The 15,590-nt window shown below is 71.0% G+C and carries 11 protein-coding genes; 7 read left to right on the forward strand and 4 right to left on the reverse strand.

Annotated elements, in window-relative coordinates:
• Window positions 1-165: 165 nt before the first annotated feature.
• Complete coding sequence (locus tag OG589_RS02625) at window positions 166-393, reverse strand: hypothetical protein (protein WP_405145798.1); 228 nt, start codon at window positions 391-393, stop codon at window positions 166-168.
• A 244-nt stretch (window positions 394-637) separates the two neighbouring features.
• Between OG589_RS02625 and OG589_RS02630 the strand changes: the two genes are divergently transcribed.
• Entirely contained in the window at window positions 638-2,710 is a 2,073-nt protein-coding gene (locus tag OG589_RS02630; RefSeq protein ID WP_405145799.1) for a type IIA DNA topoisomerase subunit B, read from the forward strand.
• Between the two features lie 97 nt (window positions 2,711-2,807).
• Here the strand turns inward: OG589_RS02630 and OG589_RS02635 are convergent, their stop codons facing one another.
• A complete protein-coding gene (locus OG589_RS02635) occupies window positions 2,808-3,308 on the reverse strand; it encodes a beta-class carbonic anhydrase (protein ID WP_405145800.1) in 501 nt (166 codons plus the stop codon).
• 145 nt (window positions 3,309-3,453) lie between these two features.
• Between OG589_RS02635 and OG589_RS02640 the strand changes: the two genes are divergently transcribed.
• Window positions 3,454-3,777, forward strand: a complete 324-nt coding sequence (locus OG589_RS02640; protein ID WP_405145802.1) for a hypothetical protein — start codon at window positions 3,454-3,456, stop codon at window positions 3,775-3,777.
• A 236-nt stretch (window positions 3,778-4,013) separates the two neighbouring features.
• Here OG589_RS02640 and OG589_RS02645 read toward each other — a convergent pair whose 3' ends face one another.
• Complete coding sequence (locus OG589_RS02645; RefSeq protein ID WP_405145803.1) at window positions 4,014-6,554, reverse strand: DNA topoisomerase (ATP-hydrolyzing) subunit A; 2,541 nt, start codon at window positions 6,552-6,554, stop codon at window positions 4,014-4,016.
• A 186-nt stretch (window positions 6,555-6,740) separates the two neighbouring features.
• Between OG589_RS02645 and OG589_RS02650 the strand changes: the two genes are divergently transcribed.
• Both OG589_RS02650 and OG589_RS02655 read left to right on the forward strand, forming a co-directional pair.
• Window positions 6,741-7,559, forward strand: coding sequence for a TauD/TfdA dioxygenase family protein (locus OG589_RS02650; RefSeq protein WP_405145805.1), 819 nt, complete (start codon window positions 6,741-6,743; stop codon window positions 7,557-7,559).
• 114 nt (window positions 7,560-7,673) lie between these two features.
• Window positions 7,674-9,968 (forward strand): DEAD/DEAH box helicase, encoded by a 2,295-nt coding sequence (locus OG589_RS02655; RefSeq protein ID WP_405145807.1) that lies wholly within the window; start codon window positions 7,674-7,676, stop codon window positions 9,966-9,968.
• Between the two features lie 105 nt (window positions 9,969-10,073).
• On the opposite strand, the gene OG589_RS02660 is transcribed toward OG589_RS02655, so the two are convergent.
• Window positions 10,074-10,967: a carbohydrate kinase family protein gene (locus OG589_RS02660; protein ID WP_405145809.1), complete on the reverse strand. Its 894-nt coding sequence runs from the start codon at window positions 10,965-10,967 to the stop codon at window positions 10,074-10,076.
• 147 nt (window positions 10,968-11,114) lie between these two features.
• Between OG589_RS02660 and OG589_RS02665 the strand changes: the two genes are divergently transcribed.
• From OG589_RS02665 to OG589_RS02675, 3 genes are all read left to right on the forward strand, one after another.
• Window positions 11,115-13,799 carry a GNAT family N-acetyltransferase gene (locus tag OG589_RS02665; RefSeq protein ID WP_405145811.1) on the forward strand — a complete coding sequence of 895 codons (2,685 nt, stop codon included), beginning with the start codon at window positions 11,115-11,117 and terminating at the stop codon, window positions 13,797-13,799.
• A gap of 170 nt (window positions 13,800-13,969) precedes the next feature.
• Window positions 13,970-14,560: a DUF5998 family protein gene (locus OG589_RS02670; protein WP_358558689.1), complete on the forward strand. Its 591-nt coding sequence runs from the start codon at window positions 13,970-13,972 to the stop codon at window positions 14,558-14,560.
• A gap of 198 nt (window positions 14,561-14,758) precedes the next feature.
• Entirely contained in the window at window positions 14,759-15,568 is an 810-nt protein-coding gene (locus tag OG589_RS02675; RefSeq protein ID WP_405145813.1) for a sulfurtransferase, read from the forward strand.
• Window positions 15,569-15,590: the final 22 nt, after the last annotated feature.

A 15,590-nucleotide genomic window follows, 5' to 3' on the forward strand; every position in this document is an offset into this window, starting at 1 on the left:
ACGGCGACACGGCGAGCCCCGAGACGGGGGGAGGCACGGCCCGGCCCGGAAGACAGCGACGCGGCGAGCCCCGAGATGGTCGCCCAGGGGGACGCCATCCGAGATCGCCGCGTTCACTTATGTGGTTGTCGCTTGTTTATCGGGGTCAGAGCGGCGGGCGCATGCTCACCGTTCGCTGGCGTTCGATGTAGGGGTTTCGCTCAGGCGCGCCGACTCGTCCTGGATGTCGGCACCCTTGTCGCGCAGTGCCGCGATGTGCCGACGCCCGTGGTGAGCGCAGAACAGTAGCTCCCCGCCCACGGGGAGGGACGCGCGGATGTACGCCTGGGCGCCGCACCGGTCGCACCGGTCCACGGCGGTCAGCGGCTTGGTGGGGGCGAGAGCTCCAGTCACGTATCGCCTTTCGGGTCACCCCACTGACGTGGGGATTTGGCGTCAGTCACTTGGCTCAACATCTAACCCGATGCAGACGTTCCCAATCGCCTTCCGGATACGCCGAGAGCAGAATGTGTCGTTAAGTGACGTGAATCGAGGTCCGCCTGACGCAGAAGCCCTTGTTGATGGCACGCTTAGGCGCGGCGGAACATCAAGAAACGGTAGGCTACGCACACATGTTCGATGCTCAGTGGGAGTGGGAGTGACCGCAGTCAGCACGGAGGCGGGTTACACGGCTCGTCATCTGTCGGTGCTGGAAGGCCTGGAGGCCGTCCGTAAGCGCCCCGGAATGTACATCGGGTCCACTGACAGCCGCGGTCTCATGCACTGCCTCTGGGAGATCGTGGACAACGCCGTCGACGAGGCTCTGGCCGGCTTCTGCAAGCGCATCGAGGTCGAGCTGTTCCCCGACGGGTCCATCGAGGTCCGCGACGACGGCCGGGGCATCCCCGTCGACGTCGAGCCCAAGAGCGGCCTCGTGGGCGTCGAACTCGTCTTCACCAAGCTCCACGCCGGCGGCAAGTTCGGTGGCGGGTCCTACGGCGCCTCGGGCGGCCTGCACGGCGTCGGCGCCTCCGTGGTCAACGCCCTGTCCGCCCGGCTCGACGTCGAGGTCGACCTTGGCGGGCGCATCCACGAGATGAGCTTCCGTCGCGGCGTGCCCGGCGTCTTCGACGGCGACGGCCCCACCGCCAAGTTCAAGAAGAAGTCGGGCCTGCGTGACGGCGGCGCCCTCGCGAAGAAGATCACCGGCACGCGGGTGCGCTGGTGGGTCGACAGCCAGATCTTCCTGCGCGAGGCCGAGGTCTCGCTCGACGAGATCCACGTCCGCGCGCGGCAGACCGCCTTCCTCGTCCCCGGGCTCACGATCTCGGTGCGCGACAGCCGGGGCGAGGAGCCCGTGGAGGAGGAGTTCCGCTTCGACGGCGGCATCTCCGAGTTCACCGAGTTCCTGGCCCGCGACGAGTCCGTCTGCGACGTGATGCGGCTGCAGGGCGTCGGCCACTTCCACGAGACCGTCCCCGTGCTCGACGAGCAGGGCCACATGACCTCCACCGAGGTCGAGCGCGAGCTCACCGTCGACGTCGCCGTCCGCTGGGGCAAGGGCTACGAGACCACCGTGCGCTCGTTCGTCAACGTGATCGCCACGCCCAAGGGCGGCACCCACGTCAGCGGCTTCGAGCGCGCCCTGCATCGCACGATCAACGAGCAGCTCAGGGAGACCCGCCTGCTCAAGAACGGCGACGACCCGGTCACCAAGGAGGACATCCTTGAGGGCCTCACCGCCGTTGTCACGGTCCGGGTGCCCGAGCCGCAGTTCGAGGGGCAGACCAAGGAGGTCCTCGGCACCTCTGCGGCGAGCCGCATCGTGTCCCACGTGGTCACCCGCGAGCTGAAGGAGCTGTTCGCCAGCACCAAGCGCGCCCACAAGCTGCAGCTCCGCGCGGTCCTGGAGAAGATCGTCGCGGCGGCCAAGGCCCGCATCGCGGCCCGCGAGCACCGCGACAACCAGCGCCGCAAGAGCGCCCTTGAGAACTCCGCGCTGCCCGCCAAGCTGGTCGACTGCCGCAGCGACGCCGTCGACCGCAGCGAGCTGTTCATCGTCGAGGGCGACTCCGCGCTCGGCACCGCCCGCGCGGCCCGCGACTCGGAGTTCCAGGCCCTGCTGCCGATCCGCGGCAAGATCCTGAACGTCCAGAAGGCCTCGGTCGCCGACATGCTCAAGAACGCCGAGTGCGCCGCGATCATCCAGGTGATCGGCGCCGGCTCCGGCCGAGGGTTCGACATCGAGGCCGCGCGCTACGGCAAGGTCATCCTGATGGCCGACGCCGACGTCGACGGCGCCCACATCCGCTGCCTGCTGCTGACGCTCTTCCACCGCTACATGAAGCCCATGGTCGAGGCGGGGCGTGTGTTCGCCGCCGTGCCTCCCCTGCACCGCATCGAGGTCACCAACCCGGGCAGGGGCAAGGAGAAGTACATCTACACCTACTCCGACGCCGAGCTGCACAGGGTGCTGCGCGACCTCGAACGCCGGGGCAAGCGCTGGAAGGATCCCATCCAGCGTTACAAGGGCCTCGGCGAGATGGACGCCGACCAGCTCGCGGAGACCACCATGGAGCCGCGCCACCGCACGCTCCGCCGGGTCCGCATCGAGGACGTCGAGGCCGCTGAGCAGATCTTCGCGCTGCTCATGGGCAGCGACGTCGCTCCCCGGCGCGAGTTCATCGTCGGCAGCGCCGCCGAGGTCGACCGCGACCACATCGACGCCTGAGGCGCGACAGAACGCCCGCGTGACCCGGTCCTTGGGGGATCCGGGTCACGCGATCGTGGTCTCCAGGCTGTGGGCCGTCACAGCTCCGTCTCGGGGGTCACAGCGCGACGGGCATCAGCTTGCCCGTGTGGACGTCGTACACCGCGCCTCCGATGGCCAGGCGCTCCGGCAGGTACGGGTAGGTGCGGATCCTGATCAGGTCGCGCCGCAGTGCCGCGTCCTGGTCGGGCACCGTGTGGAACTCCAGGCTGCGCGTGTCGACACCGTGCTCCCTGCTGATCAGCTCGTGGACGTCCTCGTCGGTCGACTTGGCCATCCGGCAGTCGGTGTGCGGCATGACCAGGACACGCTCGACGCCGAGGAGGTAAACCGCCAGCACGAGCGTGCGCAGCACGTCGGGGGTGACCCGGGCGCCCGCGTTGCGCAGGATCTTCGCGTCTCCCGCCTTGAGGCCTAGCAGGCCCAGCGGGTCGATGCGCGAGTCCATGCAGGTGACCACGGCGAGGCCGCGCAGCGCGCGGCCGCTCAGTGTCGAGCCCTGGAAGGTTTGGGCGTATTCCTCATTGGCGGTGAGCAGATCGTCGAATGCTTCCGTCATGATGCCAATATTCCCGGATGCCGTTTTCGGCAATACCCCCGGGGGTGTCCGGAAGCGGCTTCGCAAAGATCCCCCGATCACTCGTCACTTTCGGTGATGATGGGTCAACGATACGTGCAAGATCTTTGGGGGGCTCGCTGTGGGGATGACCGATTCGCTCGCCGGATATCTGCGCGCCCGGGCCAGGTGGCGGCTCGACCGGGTCCAGCGCAAGGACGGCGGCTGGAACGCCCGCTGCGCGCTCGCGCTCCTGGACGCCGCCGCCTACGCGCAGACGCTTCCCGAGGACGACCCGCTGGTCGTCGCGCTGGAAGAGGCCGGATGCTTCGGCCCGTACGGGTTCGGCGACTTCGAGCCGGGAGAGGCGGCGGCCAAGCTGATCGACTTCTGGCAGGACGGCGAGCCGTGGGAGCTGCTGACGGCCATCGCGCCCGTGGCCAGGGGAGACTCCGTCCCCTCACGCCAGTAGCCGGCGTACGGGCCCGGCGCCGGCGTGTCACCGTCCGTAGCGGTTTGGGGCGCCGCGCCTGGGATACGGGGGCGAAGTGGTGGAGGCCGGGGACTTCACGGTCTTCCTGGACCCCGCCGGCCATCCCTTCTGCCTCTGCGACGCCGACTAGGCTCGTTTGGTCGCCGGAGCCCGATGAAACGGCTCCGGCGACCCACGTGGTGCTCCCGCCGGCCCGGCCTGCGGGAGTCGCCGGCTCAGAAGAGTTGCTCGCCCGGGTCGGCCGCCGGCACGCCTTCCTGGTCCTCCGGGTGCCCGTCCGCTTCGCCCGCGCCGGGGCCGCTGCCGAGCGCCCCGCCGATCGCGGCGATCGCCGAGGCCATGCGGAGACCGGACCCGTCCCTGCGGCCCAGCTCGGACGGCAGCTCGACGGGCTTGCCCGTGGAGGACACCGCCTTGATCGGGGCCGGGCCCGCCCAGGCGAGGATGAGCACGTCCTCACCCTTGAGGAAGCGCTGGGCCCGCACGCCGCCCGTCGCCCTGCCCTTGGGCGGGAACTCCGCGTAGTCGGACACCTTGCCGCCCCCGGCCTCCGTGCCGGGTAGCGCGGTGGCGGAGCCGGCGATCGTCACGACGCGGGCCTCGCGGGCGGGGTCCACGACACCGAACCAGACGACCTTCGCGCCGTCGTCGAGGCGGATGCCGGCCATGCCGCCGGCCGGGCGCCCCTGCGGCCGTACGGACGAGGCGGGGAAGCGCAGGAGCTGGGCATCGGAGCTGATGAACACCAGGTCGTGGTCGTCGGAGGTGAGCTCCACGGCCCCGACCACGCTGTCGCCCGGCTTGAGGCCGATGACCTCGAAGTCGTTGCGGTTCGCGGGATACTCGGGAACGACGCGCTTGACCATGCCCTGGGCGGTGCCGAGCGCGAGGCCGGGCCCCTCCGGGTCGAGGGATCCGAGGCCCACGACCAGCTCACCGGGGTTCAGCGTGACGTACTCGCTGACCGGGTGGCCGCCCGACAGGGACGGCGGGCTGGCCAGAGGCGGCAGGGTCGGCAGGTCGACCACGGAGACCCTGATCAGGCGCCCGGCCGACGTCACCACGCCGACCTCTCCCCTCACCGTCGACCGCACGACAGAGACCAGCACGTCGTGGGCCGAGCGTTCCTCCCCGGCGCCGAGCGGCGAGTCGTCGCCCGTGCGGGCGAGAAGGCCGGTCGAGGAGAGCAGCACCAGGCAGGGGTCGTCGGCGACCTCCAGCGGGATCGCGCCGGGCGTAGTGACGGCCCCGGCCTCCAGCAGGACGGTGCGGCGCGGCGTGCCGTACGTCTTGGCGACCTCGGCCAGCTCGGCCGAGACGACCCTGCGCAGGCGGTCCTCCGACGAGAGGATCGCGGTCAGCTCGGCGATCTCCTCCTGGAGGATCTGCCGCTCACGGTCGAGCTCGAGCTTGTCGTACCTGGTGAGGCGGCGCAGCGGCGTGTCGAGGATGTAGTTGGACTGGATCTCCGACAGGTCGAAGACCTCCATGAGGCGGCTGCGCGCCTCGGCGGAGTCGTCGGAGGAGCGGATGACCTGGATGACCTCGTCGATGTTGAGGAGGGCGACGATGAGGCCGTCGACCAGGTGGAGGCGCTCCTCACGCCTGCGCCGCCGGTAGGTGGAGCGGCGGCGCACGACCTCGATGCGGTGGTCCACGAAGACGTGGAGCAGTTCCCTGAGACCGAGGGTGCGGGGCTGGCCGTCGACCAGCGCCACGTTGTTGATCCCGAAGGTCTCCTCCATCGGGGTCATGCGGTAGAGCTCGGCGAGCACGGCCTCGGGGTGGAAGCCGTTCTTGATCTCGATGACCAGGCGCAGGCCCTTGTGCCGGTCGGTGAGATCCTTCAGATCGGAGATGCCGGAGAGCTTCTTTGAGGTCACCAGCTCCTTGATCTTGGTGATGACCCGCTCGGGGCCGACGTTGAAGGGCAGCTCGGTGACGATGATGCCCTTGCGGCGCGGGGTGACCTGGTCGATCGTCGCCTTGGCGCGCATGCGGAAGGTGCCGCGGCCGGTCTCGTAGGCGTCCCTGACGCCCGCCAGCCCGATGATCGAGCCACCGGTCGGCAGGTCGGGCCCGGGCACGAAGCGCATGAGCTCGTCGAGCGACGCGCCCGGGTTCTTGATGAGGTGGCGGGCCGCGGCGATGACCTCGACGAGGTTGTGCGGCGCCATGTTGGTCGCCATGCCGACCGCGATGCCCGCGGCGCCGTTCACGAGGAGGTTCGGGAAGGCGCTCGGCAGGACCGTGGGCTCGGTCTCCTGGCCGTCGTAGTTGGGCTTGAAGTCGACGGTCTCCTCGTCGATCGACTGCACCATCAGCATGGACGCCGGGTCGAGGCGCGCCTCGGTGTAGCGCATCGCCGCGGGCTGGTCGTCGGGCGAGCCGAAGTTGCCGTGGCCGTCGACCAGCGGGAGCCGCATCGAGAACGGCTGCGCCATGCGCACCAGGGCGTCGTAGATCGCGGTGTCGCCGTGCGGGTGGAGCTTGCCCATCACGTCACCGACGACCCGTGAGGACTTGACGTGCCCCCGGTCTGGCCGCAGGCCCATCTCGCTCATCGAGTAGAGGATGCGGCGCTGGACCGGCTTCAGTCCGTCGCGGGCGTCGGGGAGCGCGCGCTGGTAGATCACGGAGTACGCGTACTCCAGATAGCTGGTGCGCATCTCGGTCGAAACGTCGATGTCGACGATCCGCTCCTCGAAGTCCTCGTCTGGCGGGGGTGTGGTAGTCCGTCGGGCCATATCGAACATTGTGCCGAAGGTGCAACGTGCTCCGCGACTTGACGGCCTCCCGAGCCCGTACGGCCTGCGTGGGTGACCGCTCTCGCGGCCGGTGCCACTCCCGTGCACAGCGGCGGAACAGCCCGCTGACTTGACCAAGCGGTTGCTTGCTTAGATGCTGAGAGAGGGCGACGAAGAGGGAGGAATCCAGGAGACATGATCGAGTTCAGGCCCATGACCAGGAACATCGGCGCCGAGGTCACCGGGGTCGATCTGCGCAAGCCGTTGTCGGAGGACGAGGTCCACGCCATCAGGCAGGGCTGGCTGGAGCACCTGGTGCTCTTCTTCAGGGACCAGCCCATCGACGACGGGGAGCACGCACGGTTCGCGCTGCGGTTCGGCAGGCTCAACATCCCGGCGTTCAACAAGGACCAGTCCAGTCCCATCCACCGCCTCGACCAGGTCGACCCCAAGGGCGAGGGAGGCGACGAGTGGCACAGTGACAACACCTTCGAGCCCGAGCCGCCCATGGGCTCCCTGCTGCGTTGCGTCCAGCTGCCCTCGGTGGGCGGCGACACGATGTGGGCGAACGCGTACATGGCGTACGAGACGCTGTCCCCGCCGATCCAGCGGCTCTGCGACGAGCTGACCGCCGTGCACGACATCACGAACTCCATGAAGAAGGCCATATCCAAGGGGCACGACTACGATCTGGCCGCCATGCAGGCGAAGTGGCCGCCGTACGAGCGGCCCGTCGTGCGCGTCCACCCGGAGACCGGCAGGAAATCGCTGTTCGTGAACCGCGCGTCGACCACCCGCCTGGTCGGGCTGTCGGACCGGGAGAACGAGGCGCTCCTGCCGTACCTCGTCGACCACATCCGCTCCCCGGAGTTCCAGGTGCGCCTGAACTGGCGGCCGGGCACGCTGGCCTTCTGGGACAACCGCAGCACCCAGCACTACGCGGTGGCCGACTACACCGAACGTCGCGTCATGCACCGCGTCACCATCGCCGCCTTCGACGAGCACAGGAACTGATCCTGGGGAAAAGTGTGGACGAGAACCGGCCGAACCCGCTCTAGTCGGCCATCGGTTGTCCACAGCGGGGCCTTGACGGCCTGAAACGTCGCTGCGACCTGGTACCAAGGAGCCATGGTTGACGAGAGCGGTCTGCGGGCCGAGGCGGAGCAGCGGCTGCGAGCCCTCGCGGGGGAGCACGCCAGGCTCAGAGACGACCAGTGGTCCGCGATCCGGGCGCTGGTCGTCGACCGGCGGCGCGCGCTCGTCGTGCAGCGCACCGGGTGGGGCAAGTCCGCGGTCTACTTCATCGCCACCGCGCTCCTGAGGGCCCGCGGAGCGGGGCCCACGGTGATCGTCTCGCCGCTGCTCGCCCTCATGCGCAACCAGATCTCCGCCGCCGACCGCGCCGGGGTCCACGCCGCCACGATCAACTCCGCCAACGTCGACGAGTGGGATCTCATCCACGCCGAGGTCGAGCGCGGCGAGGTCGACGTGCTGCTGGTCAGCCCCGAGCGGCTCAACAACCCCGACTTCCGCGACCTGGTGCTGCCGAAGCTCGCGGCGAGCGCCGGCCTGGTCGTGGTCGACGAGGCCCACTGCATCTCCGACTGGGGTCACGACTTCCGGCCCGACTACCGCCGCCTGCGCACCCTGCTGGCCGATCTCCCTCCGGGCGTGCCGGTTCTCGCGACCACGGCCACGGCCAACGCCCGCGTCACCCGCGACGTCGCCGAGCAACTCGCCGGGCTCACCGACGACAGGCCCGCCACCGCTCCCCACGAAGACTCGCCCCGCGAGAACTCACCCAACGGTGAGGCCGCCAACGGCAGAGCGGTCGGCGGTGGGGCGGGCAACGGTGGGGCGGGCAGCTCAGGGCCCTCCGATGAAAAAGCCGACGAGGGCGGTGATGCCGCTGATACCCCTGATGCTGATGCTGATGATGCCCATGGTGCTGGGGACACCGAGGGCACGCTGGTGCTGCGGGGGCCTCTTGAGCGCGACAGCCTCCACCTGAGCGTCGTCCGGCTGGCGACCGCCGAGCAGCGGCTGGCCTGGCTCGCCGAGACGCTGCGCGAGCTGCCCGGCTCCGGCATCATCTACACCCTCACCGTGGCCGCCACCCAGGAGATCGCCGCCTACCTGCGCGACCAGGGGCACGAGGTGGCCGCCTACTCCGGGCAGACCGACCCCGCGGAGCGGCTCGCCGCCGAGCAGGCCCTGCTCGGCAACCGGCTGAAGGCACTGGTCGCGACCTCCGCCCTCGGCATGGGCTTCGACAAGCCCGACCTCGGGTTCGTCATGCATGTCGGCGCTCCCGCGTCACCGGTGGCCTACTACCAGCAGGTCGGCCGGGCAGGGCGCGGCGTCGAGCGTGCCGAGGTGATCCTGCTTCCCGGGCCCGAAGACCGCGATATCTGGGCCTATTTCGCCTCGCTCGCCTTCCCTCCCGAGCCCGTGGTGCGGGCGACCCTCGCCACGCTGGCGGAGCACGGCACGATGTCCACGGCCGCGCTGGAGACCCGGGTCGACCTCAGCCGCAACCGGCTGGAGACCATGCTCAAGGTCCTCGACGTCGACGGCGCCGCCAAGCGGGTCAAGGGCGGCTGGCAGGCCACCGGCCGGCCCTGGGCGTACGACGCCGAGAGGTACGCGCGGGTCGCCGCCGAGCGCGCGGCCGAGCAGCAGGCCATGCTCGGCTACATCTCCACCGGCGAGTGCCGCGAGGAGTTCCTCAGGCGCCACCTCGACGACGACACGGCGAAGCCCTGCGGCCGCTGCGACAACTGCACCGGGGCCCACCGCTCGGTGGACATCGCGGCGGCGGCGGTCACGAGCGCCCGCGAGCGGCTTCACCGACCTGGCGTCGAGGTCGAGCCCCGGCGCCAGTGGCCAACCGGCCTCAAGGAACTCGGCCTCTCCGGTCGCATCCGTCCCGAGCTGGCGGCGGAGCCGGGCCGGGCTCTCGGGCGGCTCACCGACATCGGCTGGGGCAACGCCCTCAGGCGCCTGCTGGGGGAGCGGGCCGCCGATGGGCCGGTGCCCGACGAGATCTTCGACGCCGTGGTCATGGTGCTGAGCTCGTGGCGCTGGGCCGCGCGCCCGGTCTCCGTGGTCACCGTGCCGTCGACGACCCGGCCGGTGCTGATCACGACTCTGGGCGAGCGGCTGGCCGCCATCGGCAGGCTGAGCTACCTCGGCTCCCTGACCTACCGTCAGGGCCCTCCGGGCCGCCAGCACAACAGCGCCCAGCGGGTGCGTGCCCTGCGGGCGACCCTCGCGCCGCCCGTCGCCGACGTCTCCGGCGGCCCGGTGCTGCTGGTCGACGACCGGGTCGACACCGGCTGGACGATGACCATGGGCGCGATGCTCCTACGCGAGGCGGGCGCTCCCGCCGTCCTGCCCTTGGCCCTGGCCACCACTAACTGACCAAGACCCCGCCCTGACGCAGGGAGCCGCCCCAGACCTCTCGGCCGTTCCATGTGAGAGGAAGACCTCTCGGTCGTTCCATGTCAGAGGAGTGGAGGGGAGCGGTCAGAGGCGGGGGCGGGCGCCGAGGTTGGCGATGGCCTTGGCGGCGAGGGCGTTGCCCGCGGCCAGCGCGTCGGCCGGCTGCTTGCCCTCCAGCCACGGCTGGAGGAAGCCCGCGGTGAAGGCGTCACCCGCGCCAGTGCCGTCGACCGTGCGCTCGATGTGGTCGGCAGGCGCGCGGACGGGCTCCGCCCGGTTGTTGGTGTACCAGAGAGCGCCCTCGGCACCCATCTTGATCACGACCTGGGGGAACCACGCGGTGAGCACCTTGGCGGCGGAGGCGGGGTCGTCACGACCCGTGAGCACCTTGGCCTGGGCGTCGTTGGCGAAGAGCAGCTTGGCGCTGTGGGTCCACTCGAGGAACGGCTCGGCGCCCGTGCGCTCGAGCGGCGCGGCGGAGGCGCAGTCGATCGAGATCGACATGCCCGCCCGGCGCGCGTGGTCGAGCGCCGCCAGGCCGGCGTCACGCGAGCCGTCGTTGAGCAGGGTGTACCCGGAGACGTGCAGGTGGCCGCCCTGGGCGAACAGGTCGCGAGGGAGGTCTTCCGGAGAGAGCGCGGCGTTGGCACCGGGGTCGGAGAGCAGCGTGCGCTCGCCCTTGTGCGTGACCAGCACGACACAGGTGCCGGTTGGTCGCTCGGGATCCATCACCAGGCGGGCGTCGACGCCGTATCCCATGAGCTCCATGTCACGGTTACGGCCCGTGATGTCGGCGCCTCGGCGGCCGACGAAGGCCACCTCCGCACCCTCGACGGCGAGCCAGGACGCGATGTTCGCCCCGGAGCCGCCACCATGCATGGTGACGACGGCCGGAGTGTCGCTTGCCCTGGCGAGAGGGTAGCGGGCGCGTGCGACCGCATCGGTCATCAGATCGCCCACCACGACAACCCGCGTCATGATGTCACCACCTTGTTGGCACTACAGGAGGCTGCTGACAGAAAACCTAACAGCTTCAAGCCGGGGCGTGGGGCATAGAGCGGACACCCGTGCACAGTCGATGCACAAGCGTTGCCCAACAATCCCGGCACGAGGCCCCTTACCCTCATGAATGTGGAACCTCACTACCCCGCTCACTGGGAGGCCGACGTCGTCCTGGCCGACGGGGGTACCGCGCACCTGCGGCCCATCCGGCCGGAGGACGCCGACATGCTCCGCGCGTTCTACTCCCGGCTCTCCGACCAGTCGATCTACTTCCGTTTCTTCGGCCCGCGTCCCCGCCTCTCCGATCGCGAGGTGGCGTGGTTCACGACCGTCGACTACGTGAACCGGGTTGCCCTCATCGCGACCCTCGGCACCGAGATGGTGGCGGTCGTCCGCTTCGACCGGATGGACCAGCAGGACAGCGCCGAGGTGGCGTTCCTGGTGGAGGACGCGCACCAGGGCAGGGGAGTCGCCTCGGTGCTCATGGAGCACCTGCGCGCGGCGGCGCGGGAGCACGGCATCAAGCGCTTCATCGCCGACGTGCTGCCGTCCAACAGTCGCATGATGGCCTTCTTCCGCCAGGCCGGGTACACCGCGCAGAGCCAGTTCGAGGACGGGGTCGTCCGCATGACCCTCGACCTCGCGACGACGGAGACCTCGCGCGAGGTCACGACGGCGAGGGAGCACCGGGCCGAGGCGCGCTCGATCGGGCGGCTGCTCACGCCCACCTCGGTGGTGGTCGTCGGCGCGGGCCGTGAGGCGGGCGGCATCGGGCAGACGGTGCTCCGCAACCTCCTCGGGGCCGACTTCAGCGGCCCGGTGTACCCGGTGCACAGGGAGATGAGGGCGGTGGCCGGCGTCCGCGCGTACAAGAGCGTCTCGGCCATCGACGGGGACGTGGACCTCGCCGTGGTGGCCGTGCCCGCCGATGCCGTGCTCGACGTCGTCGAGGAGTGCGCGGAGAAGGGCGTGAAGGGCCTGGTGGTGGTCTCGTCCGGTTTCGGGGAGACGGGACCCGAGGGACGGGCGCGCCAGGACGATCTGGTGCGCATCGCCCGCGCGTACGGCTTGCGCGTGGTCGGCCCCAACTGCCTGGGCATCGCCAACACCGACCCGGCCGTCCGCCTGAACGCCACCCTGGCCGCCCATCTGCCCGGACGGGGGCGCGTGGGCTTCTTCAGCCAGTCGGGCGCGCTCGGCACCGCGCTGCTCCAGCGGGTCGCCCAGCGCGGCATGGGCATCTCGACCTTCGTGTCTGCGGGCAACCGGGCGGACGTCTCGGGCAACGACCTCCTGCAGTACTGGGAGGGGGACCCGGCGACCGACGTGATCCTCCTCTACCTGGAGTCCCTGGGAAACCCGCGCAAGTTCGCCCGGCTGGCCCGGCGCACGTCGCGCAAGAAGCCGATCGTCGTCGTCAAGAGCGGCGGAGTCACCCAGAGGGTGCCCGTGGGGCACGCCGCGCCCGTCCTCGGGCTGCCGGACACCGCGCTCAGCGCGCTGTTCGAGCAGGCGGGGGTGATCCGGGTGGACGACCTCACCCAGCTGTTCGACGTGGCCCAGCTCCTCGCCTACCAGCCCCTGCCCGCCGGTCCGAAGGTCGGGGTGGTCAGCAACTCCGACGCGATGGCGCTGCTGGCGGTGGACGCCTGCGTGGCGGCCGGGCTGGAGCCGTGCCCGGCCGCCAACCTCGGGGCCCGGGCGGGCGCCAGGGAGTACCGCCAGGCGCTGGCGGACATGACCTGTGAGGTGGACGCCATCGTCGCGATCTACATGCCGCCCGTTCCCGGCAACGCCGCCGAGGTCGCCGCCGAGCTCGTACGGGTGGCGCGGGAGACCGGCAAGCCCGTCCTCGCGACCTTCGAGGGGCGCATGGGCATGCCTCCGGAGCTGCGCGTCCCGGGCGAGGACGGCGACCCGGGCAAGAGGTCCATCCCGTCCTACCCCGCCGCGGAGGAGGCCGTGCGAGCCCTCGCTCACGTGGTGAGATACGCCTCCTGGCGCGAGAGGCCGCACGGCATCTCCCCAGAGCTCGGCGGCGTGGACACCAAGGGCGCCAGGGCGGTCGTCGAGAAGGCGCTCGCGACCGCCGGAGCCGCGGAGCCGGACGGCGGCGGCTCAGGGGAGAGCCCGATGGCGGGTGGCCCCCTGGAGATCGACGCGGCGGAACTGCTGGCCAAGTACGGGCTGGAGGTGTGGCCGGCCGAGGTGGTGACCTCGCCGGACGAGGCCGTCGCGGCGGCCGGGCGCCTCGGCTGGCCCGTGGTCGTCAGGTCCGCCGATCCCGAGGTCGCGCACCGGGCGGGCACGGTGCGGCTCGGCCTGTCCGATCCGGGCGGGGTGCGCCGCGCGTACGACGACCTGGCGGCGCGGCTCGGCCCGGACGTGATGCTGTCGGTCCAGCGGATGGCCCCGCAGCCCGCCGTGCCGACCTTGGTGCGGGTGGTGGACGACCCGGACTTCGGGGCGGTGGTGTCGTTCGCGTTCGGGGAGGTGACCGCGCGGCTCCTCGGCGACGAGGCGTTCCGGCTCGCCCCGCTGACCGCCGAGGACGCGACGGCCCTCGTGCGGTCCGTACGTGCCGCCCCTCTGCTGTTCGGCGAGTACGGTTACCCGCCCGTTGCGGTGAAGGCGCTGGAGGACCTGCTGGTACGGGTCGGGCGGCTCGCCGACGAGCTTCCCGGGGTGGCGCTGGACCTCGACCCCATCCTGGTCGGGGAGTCAGGCGTGAGCGTGCTGGGCGCCAGAGCGGTGCTCCGCGACACCGTGGGCCCGCGTCCCGACAGGGGCCCGAGGCGCCTGCGGTAAGCCCGCGCGACGCCCCGTTGGGGCGGTTGTGACGTGAGGCGTCGTGAGTGCCGCGACGGGCGATCGCCGTACGGGCCCCGAGACCCCGTCGCCGCCCTTCTCCGCGCGAGGCCGCCAAGGTGGGCGGCCATGAGGTGAAACACCATGCCGAGACAGGGCAGGATGGACCCATGAGGGAAACCCGAGTCTCGGCCGCTGGTCTGCGCGAGGCTATCGAACGCAGCGGCTACTACCCCGATCTCGTGGCCGACGCGGCCGAGTCCGCGCTGGGCAAGGAGCAGGTCACGGCGTACGTCGTGCACCATGAAGCCACCTTCGATCCGGCCATGGAGGTGCGCAGGCACGTCACCGTGGTGGTCCTCTCACCCACCCGCCTGCTGGTGTGCCACACCGACGAGCACCCGCCCGCGGACGGCATGCCCACCTCACACGCCTCCACGACCACGGAGGCCGTGCGCCTCAGCCGCGTCCAGTCCGTGGCGGTCACCCGGGTGGTCCCCGATCCCGCGTCGTACGTGGCGGGCGTCCCCCCGACCGAGGTGACGCTCACGATCGGCTGGGGCGCGATCTCCCACGTCGACCTGGAGCCCGCCACCTGCGGAGACGAGAACTGCGAGGCCGATCACGGCTACACCGGCGCCATCACCGCAGACGACCTGTCGCTGCGCGTCAGCGAGGCCGCCGACGGTCCCGAGGCCGTGGGCAATGTCCTGGCCTTCGCCAAGGCGCTATCGGAGGCGACGGCCCGCGCGGCGACCTGACCCCCCGGCCACCGGCCTGCCACGCCGAGCGGAGGCGCCCCGCGCGGGGCCTCCGCCCACGGTGGCGGGCGTGGACATCGGCGGGCACCAGAGCCGAGACTGGCCTCTACTCCAAGACGAAGCCGCATCCAGAAGACGAAGGAGGGAAGGGGCTTCCTCCCATGGCTGAAAGGCACGGACGTCCGCCCCGTAATTCCCATGAGCCCGAGCCCCTTGATCGATCCCGGTGACCTCGGTGAGGCCACCATCCTCGACGTGCGGTGGCGCCTGGTCGGGACGCCCGGCATCGAGTCCTACCGCGAGGGACACCTGCCCGGCGCGGTGTTCTGCGATCTGGATGCCGACCTCGCCGCCCCGGCGGGGTCCGAGGGCCGCCATCCGCTGCCGGACGCCGGCGCCTTCCAGGAGGCCATGCGGCGGCTCGGCGTGTCCGGTTCACGTCCCGTCGTGGTCTACGACGAGGCCGACTCCACGTCGGCGGCCCGGGCCTGGTGGACGCTGCGCTACTTCGGGCATCCGGACGTGCGCGTGCTCGACGGCGGCTACCGCAGGTGGGCCGACGAGGGGTTCCCCGTGACCAAGGAGGAGCCCGTTCCCGAGCCCGGCGACTTCACGGCCCGCCCGGGCGGCATGCCCGTGCTGGACGCCGCGCGGGCGGCGGCGCTCGCGGACGACGGCGTGCTGCTGGACGCGCGTGCCGGCGAGCGCTACCGGGGCGAGGTCGAGCCGGTGGACCCGGTGGCCGGGCACATCCCCGGCGCGGTCAGCGCGCCGACCTCCGAGAACGTCGACGGGTCGGGGCGCTTCCATCCGGCCGAGTTCCTCAGGGAGCGGTTCATCTCCTTCGGGGTGCTCCCGGAGGTGCCGGTCGGGGCGTATTGCGGCTCCGGGGTAACCGCCGCCCACGAGGTGCTGGCGCTGGCCATCGCGGGCGTCCCCGCGGCGCTCTACGTCGGTTCCTGGTCCAACTGGGTGAGCGACCCCTCCCGCCCCATCGCCAAAGGCTGACGAGCACCCCGGCGGCCCACGG

The organism is Sphaerisporangium sp. NBC_01403 (assembly GCF_045040145.1).
Classification (GTDB): domain Bacteria; phylum Actinomycetota; class Actinomycetes; order Streptosporangiales; family Streptosporangiaceae; genus Sphaerisporangium; species Sphaerisporangium viridialbum.